Source organism: Arthrobacter sorbitolis, assembly GCF_054510995.1.
Genome location: NZ_JBTNDM010000001.1, coordinates 124,064 through 150,974, shown reverse-complemented (window position 1 = coordinate 150,974; position 26,911 = coordinate 124,064). Strand labels below are relative to the sequence as shown.

Sequence of the window (26,911 nt, the reverse complement as noted above, 5' to 3'; positions counted from 1 at the left end):
CACTCCCTGTTCCCCTGTGTAGAACCGGTCCGGGTGCGTCGCCATTCCCGCCCGGGACCGCACGGGGGGTGAGAAGCACTACATCCGGGCCGGGATCGACGACCTGCGGGTGGCGGTCGTCGGGTGCGTGCTCAGCTGCGCACGGGCAGCGTGGTCGGCTTCCAGGACGGCCTGCCGGCCTCGAACGTGGTGATGTGCTCCTCCTGCCGGAGGGTGAGGCCGATGTCGTCGAGGCCCTCCAGCAGGCGCCAGCGCGTGTAGTCGTCGAGCTGGAAGGGAGCGCTGACCGGCCCGCACTGCACGCTGCGCGCGGCGAGGTCGACGGTCACCATGGCGCCCGGCTCGTTCTCGAGGACCTTCCAGATGAGCTCGATGTCGTCCTGCGCCACCTGCGCCGCCACCAGGCCCTGCTTGCCCGAGTTGCCGCGGAAGATGTCCGCGAACCGCGAGGACAGGACGGCCCGGAAGCCGTAGTCCTTCAGCGCCCAGACGGCGTGTTCGCGGGACGACCCGGTGCCGAAGTCGGGGCCGGCGACGAGGACCGTGCCGCGCGAGTAGGGCTCCCGGTTCAGGATGAAGCCCTCCTCCTTGCGCCAGCCGGCGAACAGAGCGTCCTCGAACCCGGTGCGCGTGATGCGCTTGAGGTACACGGCAGGGATGATCTGGTCGGTGTCGATGTTGCTCTGGCGCAGCGGGACACCGATGCCGGTGTGCGTGGTGATCTTCTCCATGGCGGGCTCCTAGGCGGCGGGGACGGTGGACTCGGCGGTATCGGCACCGGCGGCGCCGCCGGGCGTCGGACCGAGGTCCGACGGCGAGCTGAGCGTGCCGCGCACCGCGGTGGCGGCGGCGACGACGGGTGAGACGAGGTGGGTGCGTCCGCCCTTGCCCTGGCGTCCCTCGAAGTTCCGGTTCGACGTCGAGGCACACCGCTCCCCCGGTGCCAGCTGGTCCGGGTTCATGCCGAGGCACATGGAACAGCCGGCGAACCGCCATTCCGCGCCGAAGTCCTTGAACACGCGGTCCAGGCCCTCGGCCTCGGCCTGCAGGCGGACACGCGCCGACCCCGGGACCACCATCATCCGGACGGCGGGGTCCTTCTGCCGGCCACGGATGATGTCGGCGGCGATGCGGAGGTCCTCGATGCGGCTGTTGGTGCAGGAGCCGAGGAAGACGGTGTCCACGCGGATGTCCTTCATCGGCGTGCCCGGCTCGAGGGCCATGTACTCGAGCGCCCGGTTGCAGGCCGCCTTGTCGTTCTCGTCCGCGAAGTCGTCGGGTGAGGGCACCGCCTGGGAGAGCGAGACGCCCTGGCCGGGATTCGTGCCCCACGTGACGAAGGGCTCGAGCCCGTTCGCGTCGAGGAAGACCTCGGCGTCGAAGACGGCGTCGTCGTCGGTGCGCAGTTCCCGCCAGTCGGCGACGGCGGCGTCCCAGTCCTCGCCCTCGGGCGCGTGCGGGCGGCCCTTCAGGTACTCGAAGGTCGTCTCGTCCGGGGCCACCATGCCGGCGCGTGCGCCCGCCTCGATGGACATGTTGCAGATGGTCATGCGTGCTTCCATCGACAGCGACCGGATGGCGGAGCCGCGGTACTCGAGGACGTAGCCCTGACCCCCGCCGGTGCCGATCTTGGCGATGACCGCCAGGATGATGTCCTTCGACGTGACGCCCGGCTTCAGGGTCCCCTCCACGGTGATGCCCATGGTCCTGAAGGGCTTCAGCGAGAGCGTCTGCGTGGCCATCACGTGCTCCACCTCGGAGGTCCCGATGCCGATCGCCAGTGCCCCGAAGGCGCCGTGGGTGGAGGTGTGCGAGTCGCCGCAGACGACGGTCAGGCCGGGCTGCGTGAGGCCCAGCTGGGGCCCCACCACGTGGACGATGCCCTGCTCGGCGTCACCGAGGGAGTGCAGCCGGACGCCGAACTCCCGGCAGTTGGCGCGCAGGGTCTCGATCTGGGTGCGGCTCGTGAGGTCGGCGATGGGCTTGTCGATGTCCAGCGTCGGCGTGTTGTGGTCCTCCGTGGCGATCGTGAGATCGGGACGGCGCAGCGGCCGTCCGGCGAGACGGAGGCCCTCGAAGGCCTGCGGCGAGGTGACCTCGTGGACCAGGTGCAGGTCGATGTAGAGGAGGTCGGGCTGCGCTTCCGCACCGACGACGTCGCCCTTGCGGACCACGTGTGCGTCCCAGACCTTCTCTGCCAGTGTCTTGCCCATGACGATCGTCCTTCTCTGTTCCGGCGAACCGGGCCCGGTAGGGCGGCCCGGCAGGACTCTTGGTGACATCCACTCAACCAGCGCCCGGCGACGAGGGCCAGCCGGTCGGGTTGCGTCTCAGATAATGAGACGTCAGTATCATCCTATGGACAATTCTAGTGGTGTCGGCGTGATCGACAAGGCCGCGCTCGTACTGGACGCCCTCGAGGCGGGGCCCACCACGCTCGCCCAGCTCGTCGCGTCGACAGGGCTGGCTCGACCCACGGTGCACCGGCTGGCGCTGGCACTCGCACACCACCGCCTCGTGGGCCGGGACATCCAGGGGCGCTTCGTGCTCGGCAGCCGACTGGTGGAACTCGCCTCGGCGGCCGGCGAGGACCGCCTCATCGCAGCGGCGGGGCCGGTCCTCCTCGGGCTGCGCGACGCGACCGGCGAGAGCGCGCAACTGTTCCGTCGGCAGGGGGACTGGCGGGTGTGCGTCGCCTCGGCCGAGCGGCCCGTGGGGCTGCGGGACACGATCCCGGTCGGGACGCAGCTGTCGATGAAGGCCGGGTCGGCGGCCCAGTGCCTGCTCGCGTGGGAGGATCACGACCGCCTGCTCATGGGCCTGCAGAATGCGCGCTTCACGCCCACGGTGCTCGCCGGCGTACGGCGCCGCGGATGGGCCCAGAGCCTCGGCGAACGCGAGGCCGGCGTGGCGTCGGTCTCCGCACCCGTGCGGGGCCCCTCGGGGCGGGTGATCGCCGCCGTGTCGATCTCCGGCCCGATGGAACGCCTCACCCGGCAGCCCGGGCGCATCCACGCGGAGGTCGTGTCGGATGCGGCGCGGCAGCTCACGCTCGCCGTCGGATCGGCGTCCGACTGACATGGCAGCCGACCTGCCGGCCACCCGGCCGGGCCGCACGCCCTCCCCTGCCGCACCCGGCCGGCGGTACGCGGTCTTCCTGCGCGGGGTCAACGTGGGTGGCGTGAAGGTCCGGATGGCCGAGCTCCGCGACCTGCTCGCCGGTCTTCCGGTCGGCGATGTCGCGACGGTCCTCGCCAGCGGCAACGTCACCTGTTCCTCCTCCCTCGGCCCCCTCGACCTGAAGAGCCGCATCGAGGAGGCCCTGAGCGGGCACTTCGGCTATGCGGCCCGGGTGATCGTCGTCGGGGACGCCGACCTCCGGGCACTCGCCGCGTCGGTCCCGCCGCCACCGGCGGACGCGGGGACCGGCACCGACGCGGGCACCGACCCGCCCGTCCACACCTACGTCACGCTGTTCACCGGGCCGGACGACCTCGCGGCGTTCCTCGAGGAGGCGCGCGACCTGCAGCCCGCGGTACTCACCGGTGGCACCGCCATCGCGTGGTCCTCCCCCAAGGGACAGTCCACGGACGTGCCGCTCGCCCGCCTCCTGGCGCGGGCACGGTACGCGGAGACGTCGACCACCCGGAACATCAACACCGTGGACAAGGTGCTGCGCCTCCTGGCGTGAGCCGAAGCCTGCCGGGTGCCGCGCGACCTTGGTACTGTTCGCACGGACCCGCAGGACGAGCCGAAGGACACCCATGCGCCTCATCGCCGACGATTGCTACCAGCTCGACCAGCAGAAGGGCTCGCACGGCTTCGTCGTGGCCGGTGCCGGCCGCGCCGCGGTCGTCGACCCCGGCCTGTCCTCCGGGTTCGACGGCGTGATCGCCGAACTCCGCGCGGACGAGGCGACGACGGGCCCGATCACCGACATCGTCCTCACCCATTACGACGTCGACCACGCACAGGCGGCGCGCCGGCTCCAGGCGGCCCTCGGAGCGACGGTCTGGATCGGTGCCGCGGACGCCGCCGTCCTGCGCGGTCGCATCAAGCCGCGGACGGTGTTCCGGAAGGTCGTGCTCCGGCTGGCGCGCGTGACGCTGCCGACCGGAACGAAGGAACTCGACGGCTCCGGCGAGATCTTCCCCGGCCTCTCGTACTTCCCGACGCCCGGCCACACCCCGGGCCACTACGCCTACCAGTGGCGCGGGGTGCTCTTCACCGGTGATGCGGCTCGGGTCTCCGCGGACGGCCGTGTGAGCGACTTCCTGGCGCTCTTCATCGACGACAAGCCCACGGCGGCGGGTACCGTCCGGCTGCTGGCCGAGCGCATCCGTGCCGGCTCGGTGGAGTGGGTCTGCTCCGGCCACAACGCCGTGGCCGCGGTCGCCTCCCCGACCAGCTGACGCTGCAGCCCCCGGGGGGTCAGCCGGCGGCCACGCTGGAGCGCCCCGCGTTCTGCGACGCCCACTCCAGCGCGTAGTCGGCCACCTCCTCCCAGCCGGGCTCACCGCAGGTCCAGTGCGACCGGCCTGGGAACTCGTGGAAGTCCGTGACGGCGGCCGACTTCTGGTAGTGCCGGGCGTTGGACCGGTTGACCGACGACGGCATGATGTGGTCCTTGCCGCCGGCGATGAACAGCAGTGGCGGGCGGTCGTCCTGGGAGTAGTCCACCCAGGTCTCCTGCCGGCCGGGCTTGAAGTTCGCGAGCAGCCCGTACGCCCAGACCCAGTTCCCGGGGGCGGGGATGTGGTACCGCTCGTACACGATCGACGACTCCTCCTCGCTCAGGGTGTTCGTGAAGGCGTAGTGGAATTGCTGCGGCGTGTAGGCGAAGGCCTGGCGGAGGTACTTGGGATTGCTGAGGATCGGGAAGAAGGTCCGCAGCTGCGACGGCGGGGTGACACGGACCCCTTCCGTGGGAGCCGAGTTGATCGCGACCGCCGCGGCCCCCAGCCCCCGTGCGGCGAGGAGCTGCGTCAGCGCCCCGCCGAAGGAATGCCCCATGAGGATGGGCGGCTTGTCGAGCGTCCGGATCACCCCGGCGAGGTGGTCCACCGTCTCCGGCACCGTGAGGCGGGCGATGATGTCCGGATTCTGGCGGAGTGCCTCGACCTCGATCTCGAAGCCCGGATACGCGGGCGCCAGGACCCGGTACCCCTTGCGCTCGTAGTAGGTGATCCAGTCCTCCCAGCTGCGCGGAGTCATCCACAACCCGTGGATGAGGACGATGGTGTCAGGGCGTTCAGTGGGCATGATCGATCCAATCGCTCGTGGACTCTGGGGTATCCCGTGCGCGTCGGCGCGATCGTTCCGGCGTGCTGGCACGCCGTCGACCGCCGTTCTCCGTGCCCTCCGGCCCGGGCCTCCATTGTCGGCCCGCGCAGGCCTCAGGGAGCCGGGTGCCGCCTACATTTCGTCCCTGCAGCGAATATGACCGGGCCCGGGCAGCCGCCGGGCGATCTGCTCAGGCGGTCCGGGCCGCGAGGACGGCGTCGCGGAACCTGTTGCACCGGTCCACCTCGGCCTCCATGGGGGCCACCACGACGCCCTCCGCCGCGCGGGCGCAGGCGTCCAGGAGCCTCCGTCGTACGCGTGCCGCCCGCCGAGCTGCCCCCCACCGCGCGAGCAGCGCCGCGAGGACGCCCAGCACGATGCCCGCCCCCGCGCCGCCGAGGATCAGCAGGGTGGGTACGGGGAAGCCCTCGACGCGCGGGACATCGATGGCGGGCAGCTGGAGGAAGCCGAGCACGGCCAGGACGCCGAGCCAGGCGAGCCCCGCGACGAGTGCCGCGAAGGCGATCCACTGCAGGAGGCCGAAGATCCCCCACCAGGCGCGCCGGCCCGTTTCGAGGTCCACCCCCGTGACCGCCGAGTCGAGCGCGTCCGTGAGGTCGTCGGCGGTACCGCGGGCGGTGTCGCGGAGGGAGGTGCGCCAGGGCTCGGCGATCCCGCGGGCGACCTCGTCCCCGAAGACGCGCAGCGCCTGGTCCACCCTCGCCCGCTGGGCCGGCTGGCCGAGGGGGAGCGAGGAGCGGCGCACCTCGGGCACGACGTCCTGGCTCCGCAGGTTCAGCCGCCGCAGCGGATCCGGCCGGAACCTCCCCAGCCACCGGGTGACGGGCCAGCCCATGGCGGCGTGGGCGTCGCGGCGGTAGGAGCTCCGGACGGCGTCCACCACGACGGGCACACCTGCCGCGGATCCGAGGCCCTGTGCGAGCGCGGCCCTCGCGTCGCCCGACGGACCGGTCATCGGCTCTGCCGCCGCGAAGGGGAGGAGCTCGTCCGCGGCGCGTGCGGCGTCGGCCGCGATCCTCCGGGTGGCGGCGACACGGCTCTCCGCGAGGCCCCTGATCGCCTCGGCCAGGTCCTCCACCCCGTGGCCCGTCAGGGCGGACACGGGGACGACGGCGACGTCCTGCAGCCCCTCCCCCGCAAGGATCGAGGTGAGGGACGAGGTGACCGCCCCCAGGTCCTGCGCCTGGAGGCGGTCGGCCTGGTTCAGCGCGACCAGGGTCACCGCGTCGTGGTTCGCCAGGCCGCGCAGGAATCCGTGGTGGAGGGCGGCATCGGCGTACTTCTGGGGATCGACCACCCAGAGCAGGACGTCGACCTGCCCCGTGAGCCGCTCCACGATCTCGCGGTGGGCGAGGGCCGTCGAATCGAAATCCGGGAGGTCGAGGAGGATGAGGCCCGGACCGGTGCTTGGCTCGACGGCCGCCGCCAGGGGTGCCGTCGCCTCCCGGGCCGCGGGCGACGCGGACCTGCCGCGCCGCCGCCAACGGAGCAGCCCGCGCCGGCTCCGCTCGGGAGCATCGGCCGGGACCTCCTCCACGGAGCGGGCGCCACCCGCGGCGCCGGCTCCGTCCACCAGCAGGACGGGCATCGGGGCATCGGCCCGGGTCCGGGCGCCGGGCCCGGCTTCGTTCGTCCCGGCGCTGCCTGCCGACCCGGCCGATGCTGCGGAGCCGGCGACGAGCGGGGCGCCGTCGGGCAGTTCGACGCGCTGGCGCACGCCCAGCCAGTCGAGGAGCTCGTCGCTCCCCAGACGACCCCAGACCAGGGCGAGCGGTTCGGAGGTCGTGGGGCGCCGCGCGGCGACGCGCGCCGCGTCGGTGCCGCTGAGGGCGTTCACCAGGGACGATTTCCCGCTGCCGGTGGGCCCGAAGATCCCGACCACCGTGTGGTCCGCCGACAGCGACCGCCGGGTGCCTGCGCGGTCGAGCGTGGCGTGCAGGCGGGAGAGGCTGTCCTCGGGCAGCCGGTCCCGTCCGAGCTCGTAGGCCGCCTGCAGGTGATCGAGGGCGTCGGTGAGTGCCTCGGCGAGCGGCGTCTCGGCCGTCGCTCCCCGGTGCCGGCTCATGCGCCGTCCCCGGTCCCGGGGAACCGCCCGGGTGGCAGTGCCGTGCGGAGCCGGCTGGCGAGGACCCGCAGGGTCTCCGCCGGCGTCTGCCGGGCCAGCGGCTCGAGGCTGCGGTCGAAGTGCTCCCGCTCCTGCCGGAAGAGGCCTTCCACGCGCGTGGAGAGGTCCTCGCGGGCCGTGGCGGTGAGGCGGCGGACGGCGTCGTCGCCGAAGACGGCCTCGAGGAGTTTCTGCCCCGCGACGGCCGAGGCGCCGGCGATGCCGATCTCGCCGCCGGTCAGTCCGCCGGTGGAGGCGAAGACCACCACCATCAGCGCGACGGCGATCCCGTTGACGCCGAAGGAGAGCATGCGTGCCGTGAAGCGCTTGTCGGCGCCCTCGGCCTGCACGAGCAGCAGCAGGTCCTCCTGCCAGGCGCGGATCTCCCGCGCGACGTCCGCCGACACCTCGTCGGCGCGCCACGGGGCCAGGCCCTCCAGCAGCGACCGGCCCGCCGCGTCGGCCCGCCACCGCCGCCGCGTGGACTCGTCGGCGCGCGCCGCCTGCTCGACGACGACTGTCTGCAGACCGCTGCCGATGGCGTCCGCGACGGTCTCCGCGGGTGCGGGCCGCCCGGTGAAGAAGGCGCTCACACGGTCACGCGCCCGCCCGATCCTGGACTCGAGCCCCCGCATGAACTCGCCCGTGCCGACGAAGTCCTGCCAGCGCGCCAGCACCTCGCCGCGCAGCAGCCTGCCGTCCTCCGTCGCCGCGAGGACGTTCCGCAGTGCGTCGCGGTACGCGCCGTCCGCCGCCGCCCTCAGTTCGTCCCCGATCGCCTGTTCCTGGCTCGCCGCCTCGGCGATCCCGTCCATGCGTCCCGCCAGCGCCCGCATCGCACCCTGCACGGTGCGCCTGGCGATGTCCCGCCGTCCCTCGGCGTCGGCGGCGAGGGTGTGCAGCCACCGGGCGATCGGCTCGACGGCGTCCGCGGGCAGCATGCGCTCGGATCCGAGGGGAAGCTCGGGGATCACGAAGATGGGGGCGTGGCCGAGGTTCTGGGCGGTCAGGAGGGTCATCAGGTCACTCCTGATCTCCTCCTCGACGCCCGGGGGTACGCGGTCGAGCACGATGGCCACCAGCACGTCGCGTCGTCCGGCCTCGGCCAGCAGCTTCCAGGGCACGGCGTCCGCGTAGCGGTTCGCCGTCGTCACGAAGAGCCAGAGGTCCGCCGCCGCGAGGAGCTGGCCCGCGAGGCGGCGGTTCTCGTCGGCGATCGAGTCGACGTCGGGCGCGTCGAGGAGGGCCAGACCGACCGGCAGCGTCGAGGTGGGCCGGAGGAGCAGAGTGTCCGCTCCGGCTTCCGTGGTCGCCTGCTGCTGGACGGGCGCCGGGCTGGTCGTGTCCCCGCCTTCCCCGTCGTCGCCTGCGAGGCGCACGCGTCCCAGGGACGGCAGGACGCGGGCGTCGTCGAACCACGCCGCGTCGTCCGGGTGGTGCAGCAGCAGCGGCTGGCGCGTCGTGGGGCGGACGGCACCCGTGGCGGAGACGGGCCGGCCGACGAGGGCGTTGACCAGCGTGGACTTGCCGGCCCCGGTCGAGCCGCCGACGACGGCCACGAGGGGCGCGTCCAGACTGGCCAGGCGCGGGAGGATGTAGTCGTCGAGCTGGGCGCGGGCGGCCTTCGTCGCGGCCCGCGCGTCGGCCGAGGCGGGAAGCGCCAGGGGGAACGCGAGATTCTCGAGCGCTCCGTTCACGTCCCGCAGCAGCGGCGGCAGCACGCGGGCATCGCCGGCCGGGGAGGGTGCGCTCATGGGTCCATCATGCCAGTCGTCCGCCGTCGCCCGGGACGTCCGGCGGGGAGGGCTCTCCGGGGATGCGGGACCTGTCGGGGAAAGCAGAACGTCCCGGACATCGTGATGTCCGGGACGTTCCAGGTGTGACCCCAGCGGGATTCGAACCCGCGTTACCGCCGTGAGAGGGCAGCGTACTAGGCCGCTATACGATGGGGCCAGTACTTTTCCATGCTACTACTACTTTTTTCCTGCTTGTGCCTCCCCGTCGAGGACGGGACTGCGCTGGGGTACCAGGACTCGAACCTAGAATGTTGGTACCAGAAACCAGTGTGTTGCCAATTACACCATACCCCAAAGGCGCTTTTCGAAGACCCGATCGTGCTGGGCTCCGGCCGCGTAACCGCTCCGCGCCGAGAAACAACTTTACCGGACAGGAGGCAGGAACTGCAAAACGGCCGCCAGCCCCCCGACGCGGGGCACCTCCGGGGCGTCCTCCCCCGGGTCACCCGGACCGGTCGCGCCGGTCCCCGAGTCGACCCCGGAGCCCCGGCCGGTCCCGGTGCGGTCGAGCCAGACGCCGAGCAACCCGGCGTCCCGTGCTCCGACGGCATCCACCAGCCTGTTGTCGCCGACGTACAGGGTGCGTGACGGTGCGGTGCCGATGAGGCGGGCCCCTTCCCGGTAGATGGCGGGATCCGGCTTGGCGACCCCGACCGTGTCGATGCCCACGAGCACCCCGACGCGCCCGAGTCCGGCCCGGTTCAGCTTCGCCCGCTGGTAGTCGTGCACGTTGTTGCTCACCGCCCCGTACGGGATCCCGCGCGCATCGAGCTCGTCCAGCAGCGGCAGGACGTCGTCGTAGGCACGGAAGTGCTGCGGGAGCATCTGCTCATACGCGCGGACCCATGCCTCCGCCACGCGGCCCAGGAACGGCTCGGGGGTGAAGACCGCCCGCGCGTGGCGGACGCGGTGCACGCGCTGCTCCTCGAAGGTGAGCTCTCCGGCGAGGAAGCGGTCGTAGTGCCGCTGCGGATCGGTCGTGTACAGCGCCTTGTAGCGTACCCAGTCGTCGTCGCCCAGGTGGCTGAGCGCCGGATCGGGGATCGCCTGCAGGGTGTGGCCCATGGCCTGCTCGAGGTCCACGAGCGTGTCGTCGATGTCGAACAGTACGCCCTCCGTGGCGGGACCCGCGTCCGGCGTCGGTGGTCCCCCGACCGGAGCGCGCACGGCTCAGCCCGCCGTCGCGCGGAGGGCGCGCAGGCGCGCCACCGAGGACTCGCGGCCGAGGATCACCATGGACTCGAACAGCGGGGGCGAGATCCTGCGACCCGAGATGGCGGTGCGTGCCGGCCCGAACGCGAGCCTCGGCTTGAGGCCGAGGCCGTCGACGAGCGCGGCCCGGAGGGCGGCCTGCAGCGACTCCGCGTCCCACGCGTCCACGCCCTGCAGGGCGTCCAGCGTCGCGTCGAGCACCTCGCCGAGGTTCTCCGGCAGCCCCTTGCGGGCGTCCTCGGCGATGTCGACGGCGTCGTCCGCCTTGAAGAGGAAGCCGAGCATCTCCGGCGCCTCGCCGAGCAGCGTGATGCGCTCCTGGATGAGCGGGGCAGCGGCGGCCACGATGCGCAGGTCCTCGTCCGTGGGCGGGTCGCCGATGACGCCGGCGGCGGCCAGATAGGGCAGGAGACGGCTGCGGAACTCGGCCGGGTCGAGGAGCCGCACGTGCGTGCCGTTGATCGCCTCGGCCTTCTTCAGGTCGAAGCGGGCGGGATTGGCGAGGACGTCGCGTACGTCGAACTTCTCGACGAGCTGCTCCACCGAGAAGATGTCCTCGTCCGCGGACAGGCTCCAGCCGAGCAGGGACAGGTAGTTGAGCAGCCCCTCGCGGATGAAGCCGCGTTCCCGGTGGAGGAACAGGTTCGATTCGGGATCCCGCTTGGACAGCTTCTTGTTGCTCTGGCCCATCACGTACGGCAGGTGGCCGAACAACGGCATGTACCTGGCGACACCGATGTCGATCAGCGCGCGGTAGAGCGCCACCTGGCGGGGCGTGGAGGACAGCAGGTCCTCGCCGCGCAGCACGTGGGTGATCCCCATGAGGGCGTCGTCGACGGGGTTCACGAGCGTGTAGAGGGGGGCGCCGTTGGCTCGGACGACGGCGAAGTCGGGCACGCTGCCGGCGCGGAAGGTGATGTCGCCGCGCACGAGGTCGGTGAAGGTGATGTCCTCGTCCGGCATGCGCAGGCGCAGGACCGCGGGACGGCCCGCGGACCGGAAGGCGTCCTTCTGCTCCCCGGTCAGCGTGCGGTCGTGGTTGTCGTACCCGAGCTTGGGATCGCGCCCCGCCGCACGGTGCCGCTCCTCCACCTCCTCGGGCGTGGAGAAGGACTCGTAGAGGTGGCCCGCCGTGACCAGCCGCCCGATGACGTCCTGGTAGAGATCGCCGCGCTGCGACTGCCGGTAGGGAGCGTGGGGTCCCCCGACCTCGACGCCCTCGTCCCAGTCGATACCCAGCCACGTCATCGCGTCGAGGAGCTGCTGGTAGCTCTCCTCGCTGTCACGGGCGGCATCGGTGTCCTCGATGCGGAAGACGAGCTTCCCGCCCGTATGGCGCGCGTACGCCCAGTTGAACAGCGCCGTCCTGATCAGCCCCACATGGGGGGTGCCGGTCGGCGACGGGCAGAAGCGGACCCGGACGGGCGTGGCATCGGTGACGGTGGGGAGATCTGCGGCAATAGTCATGATGCCCCCAGTCTAGGTGGGAGCATCATGACCGGCCGCGCGCCGTCGCGCCCCCGACCGACGGTCACGACGGCGCGTGCCTCAGCGGCGTGCGGGGTTGGACAGGCGCCCGATGCCCTCGATGTCGACGTCGTAGCGCTGGCCGTCGGTGATCAGGCCGACGCCGGCGGGCGTGCCGGTGAGGATGATGTCCCCCGGCAGGAGGGTGAAGGCCTGCGAGACGTACGCCACGAGCTCGCGGGCACCCCAGATCATGTCGCTCGTGGAACCGTCCTGGCGGAGGTCGCCGTCGAGCGAGCCGCGGATGGTCAGGTTCTCGGGATCGAGGTCGGTCTCGATCCAGGGGCCGATCGGGCAGGAGGTGTCGAATCCCTTGGCACGGGCCCACTGGTCGTCGGTCTTCTGCACGTCGCGTGCCGTGAGGTCGTTGGCGCAGGTGTAGCCGAAGACGACGTCGTCGACGCGCTCGAGGGGGACGTCCTTGCAGATCCGGCCGATCACCACGGCCAGTTCGGCCTCGAAGGAGATCTGGTCCGAGAAGGACGGCAGCATGATCGGGTCGCCGGGACCGATGACCGACGTGTTGGGCTTCAGGAACATCAGCGGCGCGGCGGGTGTCTCGCCGCCCATCTCCTGGATGTGGTCGGCGTAGTTCAGCCCCACGCCGACGACCTTGCTGCGCGGGATGACGGGAGCCAGGAGCCGGACGTCCTCGAGGGCGTGCCGGGCGCCGGTGAGCTGGACGCCCCCGTAGAACGGGTCGCCGTGGATGACGGCGACCTCCTCGCTCCCGGGGGAGCCTTCCACAACGCCGAACAGTGGGTCATCATTTACGACAAAGCGTGCAATTCGCATGCCGCCAAGCCTAGCCTGACGCCTTCCTCCGGACGTGGGTCCGTGCAGCGGGAGGAAAGCGCCTCCACGCGGGATACCGCGGGCACTCCCTCCCCAAAAGAGGGTGCCCGCGGTATCAGTGGCGCACAGGTACGGCCGCGTGGCGTCCGGAAGGGATCGCCGCGTCGACCGGAGGTGCCTAGCCGGGCCAGTTGTTGATGCGGTCCAGCGAGGAGACGGGTGCGACGACGCCGGCCTTGGCGGGAGCGGCGTTCGCTGCTGCCGCGCCACCGGTGACGAGGAGGGTTGCAAGGAGGAATGCGGAGGTGAAGCGCTTCATGGTTTTGTCCTTTGGGCTCGATTGACAGTGTAGTGGAACCCGCCCCCATACCACGAGCGGTTCATTAATTATCGTAAGCCACACCAGTCACTTTGGTAACACTTCTCGGGATCTTTTTTCCTCAAGTTTTCCAAAGGATGGCCGAAGGGCCCCGCAACCCGAATAATGGGCGAAGCAGCCAATCGATCCGGAGAGCTGAAGGTGGCGATGACTTACAAGGAAGCTGCGGGCGAACGGCTGCTGCTCGAGCTGCGTGCTCGGGATGCGTGGGACCAACGGGACTACGTCGCCGGGCAACACCTGGCGGAAGAGCTGGCGGCCGCTGCGCGGGATGCCGGAGACGAACTCGGTTGGTGGAATGCCACCTTCCTCATCTCGGAATGCCTGCGCAAACAGGGACTCGTCCACGAGGCGCGCGGTGTCGCGGACGTACTGGCCGAGCATCACCTCACGGCCCAGTCCAAGGCACTGGGTGCACGGGTGTCCACCCTCCTCTCCCTCGCCCTGCAGGGGACCGGCGAGCTGGCGCCGGCGGTCGCTGCCGCCCGGCAGGCCGTCGTCGATGCGTCCGGCAACGTGGACGACGTGAAGGTGGAGGTCGGGGCACGCAACGCACTCATCGCGGCTCTCGCCGACAGCGACCAACTGGAGCTCGCATGGCAGGAGTGCCTGGCCCTCGATGCGCTCCTGCGTCCCGAACCGAGCAGCCAGACGACCGGGATGGCGTTCTGGGCGATCGGCAATGTCGCCTTCCTGCTCGGGCACATCCCCGAGGGGGTCTCCTACCACGGCCTTGCCGCCAAGAACCTCTCCCCCAGCAACGACCTCGACCTCTGGGCACGTTTCAACAGGGCCTCCGCAGCGCTGAGACTGAAGGCTGGAGTCGTCGCCCCCGAGACCCTCGAGTGCATCGAACGCGCCGAGCTGGCGAGCTCCATCGTCGGTGGAACCGAGCGGGACCGGCTGGAGTTGAAGCTGACTCGCGGACAATGGTTGGTCCTGACGGGCCAGTACGACGCCGCCATCGAGCAGTTGAAGGGCGTCATCGGACAGAAGCAGCTGCTCGCGACGCATACTGCGGCGGACGCACACTTCCTCCTCGGACAGGCACTGTCCGCGCGGGGCGATACCACCCGGGCCGACGCGAACTTCCGGGTGAGCGAGGGACTCTTCCTCCAGTCGGGGGCCAAGGACAGGGCCTCGGCGGCCCGCGCGCTCGTCCATGGCGCCCAGGACGTGCCGGGTTGAGTCGACGAGGCCTCTCGTCGATTGTCAAGTGAAATCCCGCGTCGACACCCGGCGGCCCCGTCCGGCGGCGGTCGCGTAATTTGATCCTCGGGTCCCGATCGGGCTGGGCGTTTTCCCCCATTACTCCCACCCCGGTCGGGGCTTCTTCCCCGCCCGGCCGTCCGCCGCGACGCCACCGCGTTCACTGCGGCACGTCGACCCCGGCGGCGGCAGCGCTCGGTGCTAATCTTTCCCCGTCACGCGGACCAGGGCTGCGCAGAGTCTGCCCACCCGCCGCACGACTGGCTCGCCGGCCCAGGCCGACGCGTCCTCCACCTCTTCTCTTCGACGGCGGCAGCCTGGGGGCAGCGCATGACGACGGTCTCGGTCCGTACGGCGGACCACGCAGCCCTCCTGCGCCCTGGTTCCGGATGCACCGGGACAGCCCGGCGTCCCGGTAGCGGCACCCGGAATGTACGCTGGACCCGATGAGCGCCCACAAGGACCCCCGGCTCGCGATGCTCGTGGAGAGCATCGTCCGCCTGTCACGGGGAGAGCTCAGCAGCAGGATCGAACCCTCGAGTGCGAGGGACGAGGTCGATGCCGTGATCACCGGCGTGAACCTGCTCGCGGAGGAACTCGAGCAGGTCTACGAGCAGTTCGAGAAGCGCGTGGAGAGCCGCACCGCCATGCTCCGCCAGGCCCACCTCGACATGATGAAGATGGCGATGTCCGACGCCCTCACGGGTCTCGCCAACCGGGTGGCCCTCATGGACGCCATCGAGGAGGCCCTGAACCAGGCGACCCGGGGGACGCCTCCCCCCGCCCTCCTGCTCCTCGACCTCGACAGCTTCAAGAACGTCAACGACCGCTTCGGCCACGACGCGGGTGACAGGGTGCTGCAGGAGGTGGCCACCCGCCTCAACAGTGTGGTCCGCGAGAGCGACGTCGTGGCACGTCTCGGCGGCGACGAGTTCGCGATCCTCCTGCCCGGCGCCACCATGGACACCGCGATGCACGTGGCACGCCGGGCCCTGGAGGTCCTCGGCGAGCACATCCGCCTCGACTCGCTCTACGTCCACGCGCGCGCGAGCATCGGGGTGCGCCTCGGCACTGCCGACCAGACGGCGGAGGAACTCCTGCTCGACGCCGACACGGCCATGTACGCGGCGAAGCGCGAGGGCCGCAGCATCATCAAGGTCTTCGAACCCGTGATGCTCTACTCCCGGCAGCTCCGGAGCCAGATGGCCACGGAACTGCGCGGTGCGATCAATTCGAACGAGCTCGTGCTCCACTACCAGCCGGTGGTGGAGCTGGCCACCAACAGGATCCTCGGCGTCGAGGTCCTGGTGCGGTGGCAGCACCCCCTGCGTGGCCTGATCCCGCCGGACACCTTCATCCCGCTCGCCGAGGAGATCGGGGTCATCCACGACCTGGACCGCTGGGTGATGTCCACGTCGCTCCGCCAGCTCGCCCAGTGGCGCCGGGACTTCCCCCTCGACGACGATTTCCAGCTGAGGGTGAACCTGTCCGCGGTCGAGCTGAAGCAGCTCGACCTCGTCGACTCCGTCCGGACCCTGCTCCGCGAGCTCGACCTGCCGCCGCGGAACCTGGTGGTCGAGATCACCGAGACGGCGATCGTCACGCGCGGGGAGGTGGAGATGTACTCGCTGCTGAGCCTGCAGCAGCTCGGCGTCGGCATCGAGATCGACGATTTCGGGACGGGGTACTCCTCCATCAGCTACCTGCGGGAGCTTCCCGTGAGCATGGTCAAGGTGGACCGCTCCCTGCTCGTGGAGCTCAACACGAGGCCGGGGCAGCTGGAGTTCGTCGCGGCGATCCTGCAGCTCATCCGGGCCGCCGGCCTCGAGGCCGTCTTCGAGGGCATCGAGACACGCGAGCAGGCGAATCAGCTGAGGGAACTGGGCTGCGCGAGCGGCCAGGGGTACTACTTCAGCCGACCCATGCCGGCCGAGGAGGCAGGGGTGCTCCTCGCCACGACGCGCCACCTGCGGGTCGACGAGGAGATCGACGGCCCGGAGCGGGCAGCCTCCCGCTGACCCTTCCCGGACACGGGGACGGCGCCCGCCCGGGAAGGGGCGGGCGCCGTCGGCACGTGCTCAGACGAGCCGCGTCAACCAGCCGTGGGTGTCCTCCACGGCGCCGGTCTGGATACCGAGCAGCTGGCTCCGGATTGACATGGTGACCTCGCCCGCCGCTCCGTCCGCGGTCCCGATGTACTCGTCGCCGTCGCGCAGCCGACCGATGGGGGTGATGACGGCGGCCGTGCCGCACGCGAACACCTCCGTGATGTCGCCGGTGGCGACGCCGTCACGCCATTCGTCCAGGGTGATCTTGCGCTCGACGACGTCCAGCCCGCGGTCGCGGCCGAGCTGGATCACCGAGGACCGCGTCACGCCCTCGAGGATGGTGCCCGACAGGGCCGGGGTCACGAGGGATCCGTCGCGGAAGACGAAGAAGACGTTCATGCCGCCGAGTTCCTCGACCGCGTTGTCGTTGAACTGGTCGAGGAAGAGCACCTGCTTGCAGCCGTGGGCCTCCGCCTCCAGCTGCGCGGCGAGGGACGAGGCGTAGTTGCCGCCGGCCTTCGCCGCTCCGGTGCCGCCGCGCCCTGCCCGCGCGTAGTTGCGGGACACCCAGATGTCGACGGGCCGAACCTCCCCGCCGAAGTAGTTGCCCGCCGGGGACGCGATCACGCGGTAGGACACCTCCCGCGCCGGGCGGACGCCGAGGAACGCCTCGGTGGCGATCATGAACGGCCGGATGTACAGGCTCTCGCCGTCCCCGGACGGGATCCAGTCCTGGTCCGCGGCGACGAGCTGGCGCAGCGACTCGAGGAACAGCTCCTCGGGCAGCTGGGGCAGGGCGAGGCGGACGGCCGACCGGTTGAGGCGGGCGGCGTTGGCGTCGGCCCGGAACGTCCACACCGATCCGTCCGCGTGGCGGTAGGCCTTCATGCCCTCGAAGATCTCCTGGCCGTAGTGCAGGACGGCGGCCGCCGGGTCGAGGGCGATGGGGCCGTAGGGCTCGAGGCGCGCGCTGTGCCAGCCCCCCACGCCGGACTCGTCGATGCTGAAGTCGACGATGGCGGTGTGGTCGGTGAAGAAGTTGCCGAAGCCCGGATTCGCCAGCACCGCCTCCCGCTCCTCGACCGGCGTGCGGCGGGTCGACAGGTGCTGGGCGAACTGGGTATCGGTGGCTGTCATGGTTCCTCCGCGCTGGAACGGACTGCACGCGCGGCGCGGCCGCCGTCGTCCGTCGGTGGTCAGTGCTCCGGCACTGGGTTAATGATGTGTAACCACCTTAGGACACGGCGGCGGCGATGGCATCGCCGACGGCCGCCGTGGTGCGTGCTCCGGCTCGGGAGGCGATGTCCGTCTCGACGGCCTGCTCGATCCGGGCCGCATGGGCCTCGAGTCCCAGGTGACGGAGCAGGAGGGCGGCCGAGAGGATCGCGGCGGTGGGGTCGGCGATCTGCCGGCCGGCGATGTCGGGCGCCGACCCGTGGACGGGCTCGAACATGGAGGGTGCGGTGCGGTCCATGTTGAGGTTCGCGGACGCGGCCAGCCCGATCCCGCCCGAGACCGCTGCCGCGAGGTCCGTGACGATGTCGCCGAACAGGTTGTCGGTGACGATCACGTCGAAGCGGGAGGGGTCGGTGACGAGGAAGATCATCGCGGCGTCGACGTGCAGGTAGTCGTGCTCCACGTCGGGGAACTCGACGGCGACGGCCTCCACGATGCGCTTCCACAGGTGCCCCGCGTAGACGAGGACGTTGTGCTTGTGCACGAGGGTCAGCTTCCCGCGGCGCGCCGCGGCGCGCCGGAACGCGTCCCGGACGACCCGCTCCACGCCGTGCGCGGTGTTGAGGGACACCTCGGTCGCCACCTCGTGTTCGGTACCGCCCCGCAGCGTCCCGCCGTTGCCCGTGTACGGGCCCTCGGTCCCCTCGCGCACGACGACGAAATCGACGATGCCCGGATCCGCGAGGGGGCTGGGCACCCCCGGGTACAGCCGGGTGGGCCGCAGGTTCACGAAGTGGTCCAGCGAGAAACGCAGCTTCAGGAGGAACTCGCGCTCGATGAGCCCGGACGGCACGAGGGTGTCGCCCGGTGCCGCGCCGACCGCCCCGAAAAGGATCGCGTCGTGGCCCCGCAGCCGCTCGAGCGTGGCGTCCGGCAGCGTCTCCCCCGTGGCGAGCCAGTGCTCGGCTCCGAGCTCGTACTCGGTCAGGGCGACGTCCACGTCGTTCCCGACGGCTGCGAGCAGCACCTTCACCGCCTCGGTGGTCACTTCGGGGCCGATCCCGTCCCCGGGGATGACGGCGATGTCGATGCGGTGCGGTGCGTCGGTCATGATCCCAGCGTAGGAAGGCGTCCGGTCCGGCAACAATCCGTCCGCAGGGTGAGACGGCTCCCCCTACGGTCGGATGTGCGCCGACCGTGGCGCACCTAGAGTTGGTCGCCATGGACATCCACCTGCGGTTCGCGCGCTGGGTACGCACGCACCCGGGGATCCTGGACGCCTGCCTCACGCTGGCGATCCTCGTCCTCCTGGTCCTGCCCTTCGCCGCCGGCGGCACCGAGGGGTACGGCGGCGTCGTCGCCGTGTCCGCCGCCGTGGTCGTCCCGCTGATCTGGCGACGCTCGCGGCTCCTGCTCTCCGCAGGCGCCGTCGCCGGCGTGTCGGTCATGCAGCTCGTCCTCGGCATCCAGCCGGTCCCTGCGCAGTTCGTCGTCCTGATCACCCTGTACACCCTGGCCGCGTACGGTCCGCGGTGGGCGAGCCTCGGAGGCCTCGCGCTCGCCCTCATCGGCTCGGCCGTGGGCCTCGTACGGTTCGGCGACCTGATCGGTATCGGCGGCACCGCGTCCGTGCTGACCTCCGTGCCGCTGTACCTGGTCGTGCTGTTCTTCGTGGAGGCGCTCGTGCTGCTCGCATGGACGACGGGCGACCTCGCGCGGGCGCGCCGCCGGACCTACCAGGCACTCGAGGACAGGACGCGGCGGCTCGAGGTGGAGCGGCAGCAGGAGCGCGACCTCGCGGCTGCTGACGAGCGCAGCCATATCGCCCGCGAGATGCACGACATCGTGGCGCACTCACTCTCGGTCATCATCACGCAGGCCGACGGCGCCCGGTACGCGAGCGCGCAGGTACCCGAGCTCGCCGTCCAGACGCTCGGTACCATCGCCGAGACCGGCAGGGGTTCGCTGCGCGAGATGCGGAGGCTGCTCGGGGTACTGCGCGGCGACGAGACGGCTTCCACCCGGCCGCTGCCGACGCTGGACGACGTCGACTCCCTCCTCCAGTCGGTGCGGCGCTCCGGCGTGCGGGTCGCCTGCCGGCGCATCGGCACGCCGCGGAGGCCGCTCCCCCTCGGGGCGGAACTGACCGCCTACCGCGTGGTGCAGGAGTCCCTCACGAACGTCCTCAAGCATGCCGGGGAGCACACGACCACCGAGGTGACCCTCGAGTTCGGGGCGCGCGGGCTGGGCATCACCGTCGACGACGACGGTCGCGGTGCCGCTCCCGATCCCGCGACGGCTGGCACGGGACAGGGGATCGCCGGAATGACCGAGCGTGTCCGCCTCTACGACGGCACCGTGTCGGCGGCGCCGCGCACGGGCGGCGGCTACCGCGTCGAGGCGTTCATCCCCTACACGCAGACCTAGGCTGGGAGCGGCGGGGAACCACGCCGTACGGCGGCCGGCGACACCCGGGCGCCGCAGCACACCGCAGCACACCGCGGACCAGGAGAGGCGACGACCACGATGGACAGCACGGCCAGCACGGCCAGCACCGGAACGGCCAGCACGGCCAGCACGGCCAGCACCGGAACGACCCGCACGACCAGCCCCGTCGGCACCGAGGGCCCGACCGGCCGGGGCGCCTCCGTACCGGCGGACGGTGGAGTCGCCGCGCCGATCCGGGTCGTGATCGTCGACGACCAGCACCTGGTGCGCAGCGGCTTCGCCATGCTGATCAACTCGCAGGCGGACCTCCAGGTCGTCGGCGAGGCGGCCAACGGCGAGGAAGCGGTGCGCGCCCTCGCGGCCACCCGTGCGGACGTCGTCCTGATGGACGTCCGCATGCCCGGCATGGACGGCATCGAGGCGACGCACCGCATCCTCGCCGGCCACGGCGCGACGACCGGTGGCGCGGAGGGCGGGCCGCGGATCGTGGTGCTGACGACGTTCGACCTCGACGAGTACGCGCTGTCCGCGATCCACGCCGGGGCGAGCGGGTTCCTGCTCAAGGACGCACCGCCCGAGGAGCTGCTGGAGGCGATCCGGACGGTGCACCGGGGCGACGCCGTCATCGCGCCCTCCACCACGCGGCGCCTGCTGGACCACGTGGCCCCGCTCCTGCGCCGGCCCTCCCCCGCCCAGGACGCGCAGGCCGAGGCGGTGGCCCGCCTGACGGCCCGCGAGCGCGAGGTGTTCGGACTCATCGCGCAGGGCCTGTCGAACCCGGAGATCGCGGCGCAGCTGTTCCTGTCCGAGGCGACCGTGAAGACACATGTGGGCCACATCCTCGCGAAGCTCGAGGCGCGCGACCGCGTGCAGGCCGTCGTACTGGCGTATGCGACGGGTGTGGTCCGGCCCTGACGGCCGGATCGCCGGACGACGGACCACCGGACCACCGGACGCCCGGACGCCCGGGCCACCCGGTCGTACCCGGCCCACCCGGTCGTACGCGGGGAGCCTCCGGCTCATCCCCCGGTAGGAGGGCGGTGCCCGCACATCCCGGTCCGTGCGCCGATCCGCCCGGCGTGCCCGGTCCCTAGCGTGGAAGCATGACGACCTCGACGAATCACCCTGCCGGTGTGCCCGGAGCCCCCGCCAGCCACCCGTCCACGACCGGCGCCGCCGTCGCCGCCCGCGGCGTGTCCAAGAGTTACGGCCGCGGCGAGACCGCAGTCCACGCCCTCCGCGACGTCTCCGTCGACTTCGCCCGGGAGCACTTCACCGCCATCATGGGTCCGTCCGGGTCCGGCAAGTCCACCCTCATGCACTGCCTGGCGGGGCTCGACAGCATCGATGCCGGCCGCCTCTGGATCGGCGGGACCGAGATCACGGAGCTTCCCGACGCCGAGCTGACACGGCTCCGCCGTGAACGCGTCGGCTTCGTGTTCCAGGCCTTCAACCTCGTTCCCACCCTGACCGCGGAGCAGAACATCACCCTGCCGGTCGCGCTGGCAGGGGGCACGGTGGACGCCGCATGGCTGCAGCGGATCACCTCCTCGCTGGGCCTCGCCGACCGGCTGTCCCACCGCCCCCACGAGCTCTCCGGCGGCCAGCAGCAGCGGGTCGCCGTCGCACGCGCCCTGCTCACGCGACCCGACGTCATCTTCGGTGACGAGCCCACCGGCAACCTCGACTCCGCGACGGGCGCCGAGGTGCTGTCCCTGCTGCGGCGCAGCTGCCGGGAGATGGGCCGGAGCATCATCATGGTCACCCACGATCCGGTGGCGGCCTCCTACGCCGACCGCGTGGTCCTCATGAAGGACGGCGCGCTGGTCGGCGAGCTCGAGCAGTCGACGCCCGATGCCATCCTCGGCGCGCTCGCGATGCTGGGGGCGTGACGTGCTGCAGCTGGCGTTCGCCCAGGTGCGGGTCCATGCCCGCCGTTTCGTCGCCGTCGGCCTCGCCGTGATGCTCGGCGTGGCCTTCCTCTCCGCGACCCTCATGGTCGGCGCGACCACCAACGCCAGCATCGGCCGGAGCATCGGGGCCGCCTACGCGAAGGCCGACCTCGTCGTCACGGGACGGGACGGCGTGGACATCCCCGCCGACGTCGTCGACCGGCTGGCGGCCGTGCCCGGCGTGGACACCGCGCACGGGCTCGAACGCGCGTACAGCCCGCTCGCCACGGGCTCCGGGACCTCCCTCGCCGCCTTCACGGCCACCGCTCCGGCCGACCTCGAGACCGCCGAGGTCACGCGCGGCTCGTACCCGGGGACCCCGGGCGAGGTGGCCCTCGACGAGGAGTCCGCCGCGCGCCTCGGCGTCACTCCCGGTGACACCGTGGCCGTCGGCGACGGGACGGGGACGGGAACCGCTGCCCTGGGCGGCGCCCTGACCGTCACCGGCCTCACCCGACCGAGCGCCGATCCGACCCTCTCGGGATCGGTCCAGGTCCTCGCATCGGCCTCGGTCGTCCGCGAACTCACCGGCGGCGAGCCCGCCGTCCGCAACGTCCAGCTCGCCCTCGCCCCCGACGCCGACACCGGCGCAGTCGCATCGGCCGTCGCCGCGGCCCTCGCGAGCGGGCTCCCGGACTCCCTCGACCCTCCGGACCTCACGGTCCGCACGGCCACCGAGCAGACGCTCGCCGACGTCGCGCAGCTCTCGAACGGCGACGACGCGCTCACGGGCATCCTCCTCGCCTTCGCCGCCGTCGCCGTCCTCGTCGCCGGGCTCGTCATCTCGAACACGTTCTCCGTCCTGGTGGCGCAGCGGACGCGGGAGCTCGCCCTGCTGCGCTGCATCGGGGCCGAACGACGGCAGATCCGCGCCGCGGTGCTCGTCGAGGCAGTCGTCGTGGGCCTGACGGGTGCCCTGCTCGGCGTCCTGCTCGCGGTCGGGGTGATGGCCGCGCTCGTGGGCCTCGCACGCGGGACCGACCTCGGCTCGTTCGCCGTCCTGGCCGTCCCGCCGTCGGCCGTCCTGACCGGCGTCGCAGTGGGCGTGCTGATGACGCTCCTCGCCGCCCTCGTCCCCGCGCGTGCCGCAACGCGCGTCGCGCCGCTCGCAGCGCTCCGTCCCGCCGACCCGGTGCGCGCCACCGGCCGGAGCGGGAGGATCCGGCTCGGCCTGGGCCTCGCCGCCCTGCTCCTCGGCGCCGCGCTCCTCGTGATGGGCGCGGCCGGTGCGGCGATCGGACCGGCCGTCCTGGGCGGAGCCGCCTCCTTCCTGGGCATCGTGCTGCTGGCCCCGTTCTTCATCCCGGCGAGCGTCGCCGCGGTCGGGCGGCTCGCCCGCCCCCTGGGTGTGCCCGGCACGCTGGCGTCGGTCAACGCCGTCCGCAACCCGGCCCGTACCACGGCGTCCTCCGCGGCACTGCTCGTCGGCGTGACACTCGTGACGATGATGATGGTCGGGGCGCAGACCGCGCGCACGTCCTTCGACCGCGAACTCGACGGGAACTACGCCGTCGACCTCGAGGTGAGGGTCCCGGGATCCCTGCCCGCCGCGACCGGTGACGCGACCGGTACCACACCCGGTGCCGCACCTGACGCCGCCACGGGTGTCCCGGCCCCGTCCGGCGTCGACGCAGCCCTGCTCCTGCAGGTCGACGGCGTGGAGACCGCCGTCGAGCTCACCCCCGTACTGCTCACGAGCGTCGAGGACGGCAGCCGGCTGGTGTACGCGGCGGAGGCCGACGAGATCGCCGGTGTGCTCCGCGCCGAGGGTGTGACGCTGGAGGACGGCATGGTACTCGCTCCGCAGACGTGGGAGCAGGCCGACGTGACACTCGACGGCGGGAACGGGCCGGCCACCCTGCCCGTCACGGCGACGGACGCCGCGTTCTTCCAGCCCTTGATCACCCGGGTGACGGCGGACCGGCTCGGCGGCACGCCGCCGGAGGCGCTGGGGACCTACCTGGGCGAGCCGGCCGGCGTCCGCGCAGCCGGGCCGGCGGATGCCGACGCCTTCGCCGCCTCCGTGGGGTCCACCTTCTGGCTCCGGCTGGCCGACGGGCTTGACGCGGAGGGCATCACGGAGGTGCAGTCGCGGATCGTCGCTGCGACGGGCGTCCCGGAGTACAGCGTCACCGGCCCTGCGATCGAACGCGTCGCCTATCACGAGATCATCGACGTCATGCTGCTGATCGTCACCGCCCTGCTCGCCGTGGCCGTGCTCATCGCCCTCATCGGGGTCGCGAACACGCTGTCCCTCTCGGTGCTGGAACGGCGCCGCGAGAACTCGCTGCTGCGCGCCCTCGGCCTCACCCGGGGTCAGCTGCGCGGCATGCTCGCCGTCGAGGCGGTGCTCCTCGCCGGCGTCGCGGCCCTGCTCGGCTCCGGGCTCGGCATCCTGTACGGGTGGCTCGGCGCGCAGTCGGCCCTGGGCGGCATCACCCCGGTCAGCCCTGCGGTGCCCGTCGGCCAGATCGGCGCCGTCCTCCTGGTGGCCCTCGCCGCGGGCCTGATGGCCTCGGTGCTCCCCGCCCGGCGGGCCGCACGGCTCTCCCCGGTGGCCGGGCTCGCCGCCGACTGAGGACCGGCCCGGCGTCCTCCCCACCCCCGACGCGGCGACCTATACACTGGGCGTCGCAGCGAAAGAGTCGGAGGGGACGCCGTGGCGGGGGAAGAAGCACCAGGGACGCACGGCGGGGCACTCGCCGTGGTCGCGTCCCGATCGGCCGCGGACCGCGACGCACTTCGGAGCATCCTCGCGGACGGCGGGTACTCCTGCACGGTCGTCCGGAGCCCGGAGGCGCTCCTCGAGGAGGTCCTCTCGACGCCGCCCGACGTCCTGCTGGTCGACCTGGACACGGCCCTCGACTACACGGGCTCCCTCGCGGGCGTCGTCGCGGCGCATCCCGGACTGGCCGGCGTCCCTGCGATCCTCCTCCTGCCGGAGGGCGGCGCCGAAGCCGTCCCCGGTCACCTCGCCGCCTACGTGACGGACGTCGTCTTCCGGCCCCTCGACGCCCGCGAACTGCTGCACCGCACGGACGCCGTCATCGCCCGGCGGCGGCGCACCCTCGCCCAGCGTGCGTCCTCGGCCCGCCTGCGCGAGGAGATACGCAGCATCTCGGCCGGCATCCGTGCCACGAACGATCCCGCGGTGATGGTGGACCAGTTCCTCCCCGCCGCCGGGGGTGCGCTCGGTGCGCGCCACCTCGCGCTGCAGGTGTTCGACGACGAACGGGTGGCCGCCCGCAGCAGCAGCTGGACGCCGGACGCCGGGACCTCGGGCCCGTCCCTCGGCCCGCAGGGCCCCGACCGGCCTGCAGCACTCGCGCTCGCGCTCAGGCTGTGGGAGGACTCCACCACCGCCCGCTTCAGCACCGCGCCCGGGGCCGGACCCGACGGCGTCGAGGTACCCGCCTGGCTCGGCGACGCGCTCGGAGGACGGTCGGCGGAGGGGGTCGTGGCCGCCCTCGGCGAGGGCCACACGCCCTTCGGACTGCTCTGGATCATCCGGGAGGAGTCCCGGCCGGTCTGGTCGGGCGTGGAGGACTCCCTGACCCAGCACGTCCTCGGCAACCTCGCCCACGGCCTGATCCAGGCGCAGCTCATCACGCGTCAGCACGAGGCGGTCCGGAAGCTGCGCGCCCTCAACCAGGCGAAGAGCGATTTCGTCGGCACCGTGAACCACGAGTTGCGGACGCCGCTCGCGTCCATCGCCGGCTACCTCGAGATGATCAACGACGGCGTCGGCGGCGAACTGCCGCCGGAGGCGAGCACCATGCTGCAGGCCGTGGAACGCAACACCGCGAAGCTGAGTCGGCTGATCGACAACATCTCGGCGCTGTCGGCACCCGAGGCCGACGCGTCCGAGCACGGACCCGTCGACATCGTCCACCTCGTGTCGCAGGTCACCGGCCGGGCCGTGCTGGAGGCCGCAGCGGGCGGGATCACGCTGGACGGCACGCTGCCGGAGCAGCCGCTGACCGTCTCGGGACACCGGGAGCAGCTCGCGGACGCGCTCACCATCGTGCTGTCGAACGCCCTCAAGTTCACGCAGCGGGGCGGCAGCGTCGCCGTCGGACTCACGCACCGTCCCGACGACGACCAGGTCGTCGTCGCGGTGCGGGACACCGGCATCGGCATACCGCCGGACGACCTGCCGCGACTCTTCGACTCGTTCCACCGGGGGTCCAATGCGAACCAGACGCTGCCGGGTGCCGGCGTCGGGCTGTCCCTCGCGAAGCGGACCCTCGAAGCACACCGCGGGACTATCACGATCGAGTCGTCGCTGGGGGTCGGCACGGCGGTCGCGATCACGCTACCGCTGCTGAGCCGCGCTGCCGTAGGGTGACATGCTGGACAATCGACGACAAGGACCGCACATGACGCACGTCTCGGACGGCATCCCCCTGCGCCAGCTGGACCTGGACACCCTGCTGCCGTATCTCGACCTGCATCTGATGGGTGCCACGAACGGCGTCCGGCTGTTCAAGGCCGCGCGTGTCTCGTGGGCGGGGACCCCCTACGAGCAGGACTTCGAGCGCCTGCGGCAGGAGATCAGCGAGGAGCGGACCTTCCTCAAGCGGCTCATCAAGTCGCTGGGCCACCGGCCGGGCGTCGTCAAGATGGCGGCCGCGCGGGCGATGTCCGTCGTGGCGGGGGTCGATCCGCTGAACCCGATGCGCCGCAAGGCCTCGGCCGGCGCCCAGCTGGAGCTCGAGGCCCTGCAGTCGCTGCTCAGGGGCAAGGAGGCCCTGTGGTCCACGCTCCTGGCCCTCTCGCCGGGGGCGTCGGCGACGGCGGGCGACGCCGTCCTCAACCACCCGGTGCTCGTGGAGCTGCTCGCGGCCTCCAAGCGTCAGCAGGACACGGTGGCGCGGGTCATGACCGAGACGGCTCCGGCCCGGTTCCTGCGGTACTGATCCCGGGATCACGGCGCCGCACGCCGGACGGGGCACGGTCCG

The 26,911-nt window shown here is 71.9% G+C and carries 22 protein-coding genes and 2 tRNA genes; 11 read left to right on the top strand and 13 right to left on the bottom strand.

The features are described 5' to 3' along the window. Positions 1-131: 131 nt before the first annotated feature. Both leuD and leuC read right to left on the bottom strand, forming a co-directional pair. Positions 132-731, bottom strand: coding sequence for a 3-isopropylmalate dehydratase small subunit (gene leuD, locus ACX80K_RS00705; protein ID WP_459269971.1), 600 nt, complete (start codon positions 729-731; stop codon positions 132-134). A gap of 9 nt (positions 732-740) precedes the next feature. Continuing rightward, positions 741-2,213: a 3-isopropylmalate dehydratase large subunit gene (leuC, locus tag ACX80K_RS00700; protein ID WP_459269970.1), complete on the bottom strand. Its 1,473-nt coding sequence runs from the start codon at positions 2,211-2,213 to the stop codon at positions 741-743. 145 nt (positions 2,214-2,358) lie between these two features. On the opposite strand from leuC, the gene ACX80K_RS00695 reads away from it, so the two are divergent. The 3 genes from ACX80K_RS00695 (at position 2,359) to ACX80K_RS00685 (ending at position 4,412) form a co-directional block, all read left to right on the top strand. Continuing rightward, positions 2,359-3,078, top strand: coding sequence for an IclR family transcriptional regulator (locus ACX80K_RS00695; RefSeq protein ID WP_104178915.1), 720 nt, complete (start codon positions 2,359-2,361; stop codon positions 3,076-3,078). 1 nt (position 3,079) lies between these two features. Beyond that, the gene (locus ACX80K_RS00690; RefSeq protein WP_459269969.1) at positions 3,080-3,691 is read left to right on the top strand and encodes a DUF1697 domain-containing protein; all 612 of its coding nucleotides are present in this window, start codon (positions 3,080-3,082) and stop codon (positions 3,689-3,691) included. 73 nt (positions 3,692-3,764) lie between these two features. Continuing rightward, positions 3,765-4,412 (top strand): MBL fold metallo-hydrolase, encoded by a 648-nt coding sequence (locus tag ACX80K_RS00685; RefSeq protein ID WP_459269968.1) that lies wholly within the window; start codon positions 3,765-3,767, stop codon positions 4,410-4,412. A 19-nt stretch (positions 4,413-4,431) separates the two neighbouring features. On the opposite strand, the gene ACX80K_RS00680 is transcribed toward ACX80K_RS00685, so the two are convergent. The 9 genes from ACX80K_RS00680 to ACX80K_RS00640 form a co-directional block, all read right to left on the bottom strand. Further along, a complete protein-coding gene (locus ACX80K_RS00680) occupies positions 4,432-5,262 on the bottom strand; it encodes an alpha/beta hydrolase (RefSeq protein ID WP_459269967.1) in 831 nt (276 codons plus the stop codon). Between the two features lie 211 nt (positions 5,263-5,473). After that, positions 5,474-7,369, bottom strand: coding sequence for a dynamin family protein (locus ACX80K_RS00675; protein ID WP_459269966.1), 1,896 nt, complete (start codon positions 7,367-7,369; stop codon positions 5,474-5,476). After that, a complete protein-coding gene (locus ACX80K_RS00670) occupies positions 7,366-9,162 on the bottom strand; it encodes a dynamin family protein (protein WP_459269965.1) in 1,797 nt (598 codons plus the stop codon). The genes ACX80K_RS00675 and ACX80K_RS00670 overlap by 4 nt, the downstream gene beginning before the upstream one ends. Positions 9,163-9,288: 126 nt before the next feature. Continuing rightward, positions 9,289-9,361 (bottom strand) — tRNA-Glu (locus tag ACX80K_RS00665). A 65-nt stretch (positions 9,362-9,426) separates the two neighbouring features. Continuing rightward, positions 9,427-9,498 (bottom strand) — tRNA-Gln (locus tag ACX80K_RS00660). A gap of 69 nt (positions 9,499-9,567) precedes the next feature. Further along, positions 9,568-10,371 carry an HAD family hydrolase gene (locus tag ACX80K_RS00655; RefSeq protein WP_459269964.1) on the bottom strand — a complete coding sequence of 268 codons (804 nt, stop codon included), beginning with the start codon at positions 10,369-10,371 and terminating at the stop codon, positions 9,568-9,570. 3 nt (positions 10,372-10,374) lie between these two features. Continuing rightward, on the bottom strand, positions 10,375-11,883 hold the full coding sequence (gene gltX, locus ACX80K_RS00650) for a glutamate--tRNA ligase (protein WP_459269963.1): 1,509 nt from the start codon (positions 11,881-11,883) through the stop codon (positions 10,375-10,377). Between the two features lie 81 nt (positions 11,884-11,964). Next, positions 11,965-12,738 carry a fumarylacetoacetate hydrolase family protein gene (locus tag ACX80K_RS00645; RefSeq protein ID WP_459269962.1) on the bottom strand — a complete coding sequence of 258 codons (774 nt, stop codon included), beginning with the start codon at positions 12,736-12,738 and terminating at the stop codon, positions 11,965-11,967. A gap of 178 nt (positions 12,739-12,916) precedes the next feature. Further along, entirely contained in the window at positions 12,917-13,057 is a 141-nt protein-coding gene (locus ACX80K_RS00640) for a hypothetical protein (protein ID WP_181034931.1), read from the bottom strand. A gap of 207 nt (positions 13,058-13,264) precedes the next feature. Between ACX80K_RS00640 and ACX80K_RS00635 the strand changes: the two genes are divergently transcribed. After that, positions 13,265-14,305, top strand: a complete 1,041-nt coding sequence (locus tag ACX80K_RS00635) for a hypothetical protein (RefSeq protein ID WP_459269961.1) — start codon at positions 13,265-13,267, stop codon at positions 14,303-14,305. Between the two features lie 467 nt (positions 14,306-14,772). Next, a complete protein-coding gene (locus ACX80K_RS00630) occupies positions 14,773-16,344 on the top strand; it encodes a putative bifunctional diguanylate cyclase/phosphodiesterase (RefSeq protein ID WP_459269960.1) in 1,572 nt (523 codons plus the stop codon). Positions 16,345-16,404: 60 nt separating this feature from the next. On the opposite strand, the gene ACX80K_RS00625 is transcribed toward ACX80K_RS00630, so the two are convergent. Together ACX80K_RS00625 and ACX80K_RS00620 are read right to left on the bottom strand one after the other, a co-directional pair. Next, positions 16,405-17,511, bottom strand: a complete 1,107-nt coding sequence (locus ACX80K_RS00625) for a branched-chain amino acid aminotransferase (protein ID WP_459269959.1) — start codon at positions 17,509-17,511, stop codon at positions 16,405-16,407. A 97-nt stretch (positions 17,512-17,608) separates the two neighbouring features. Beyond that, positions 17,609-18,661, bottom strand: a complete 1,053-nt coding sequence (locus tag ACX80K_RS00620; protein ID WP_459269958.1) for a 3-isopropylmalate dehydrogenase — start codon at positions 18,659-18,661, stop codon at positions 17,609-17,611. A 110-nt stretch (positions 18,662-18,771) separates the two neighbouring features. Here ACX80K_RS00620 and ACX80K_RS00615 point away from each other — a divergent pair, with 110 nt between their 5' ends. The 6 genes from ACX80K_RS00615 (at position 18,772) to ACX80K_RS00590 (ending at position 26,869) form a co-directional block, all read left to right on the top strand. Beyond that, positions 18,772-19,977 (top strand): sensor histidine kinase, encoded by a 1,206-nt coding sequence (locus ACX80K_RS00615; RefSeq protein ID WP_459269957.1) that lies wholly within the window; start codon positions 18,772-18,774, stop codon positions 19,975-19,977. A gap of 99 nt (positions 19,978-20,076) precedes the next feature. After that, a complete protein-coding gene (locus tag ACX80K_RS00610) occupies positions 20,077-20,913 on the top strand; it encodes a response regulator (protein ID WP_459269956.1) in 837 nt (278 codons plus the stop codon). A gap of 188 nt (positions 20,914-21,101) precedes the next feature. Continuing rightward, entirely contained in the window at positions 21,102-21,890 is a 789-nt protein-coding gene (locus ACX80K_RS00605; protein ID WP_459269955.1) for an ABC transporter ATP-binding protein, read from the top strand. 1 nt (position 21,891) lies between these two features. Continuing rightward, entirely contained in the window at positions 21,892-24,528 is a 2,637-nt protein-coding gene (locus ACX80K_RS00600; protein WP_459269954.1) for an ABC transporter permease, read from the top strand. 81 nt (positions 24,529-24,609) lie between these two features. Next, a complete protein-coding gene (locus ACX80K_RS00595) occupies positions 24,610-26,298 on the top strand; it encodes an ATP-binding protein (protein WP_459269953.1) in 1,689 nt (562 codons plus the stop codon). 31 nt (positions 26,299-26,329) lie between these two features. Beyond that, positions 26,330-26,869, top strand: a complete 540-nt coding sequence (locus ACX80K_RS00590) for a hypothetical protein (protein WP_459269952.1) — start codon at positions 26,330-26,332, stop codon at positions 26,867-26,869. Positions 26,870-26,911: the final 42 nt, after the last annotated feature.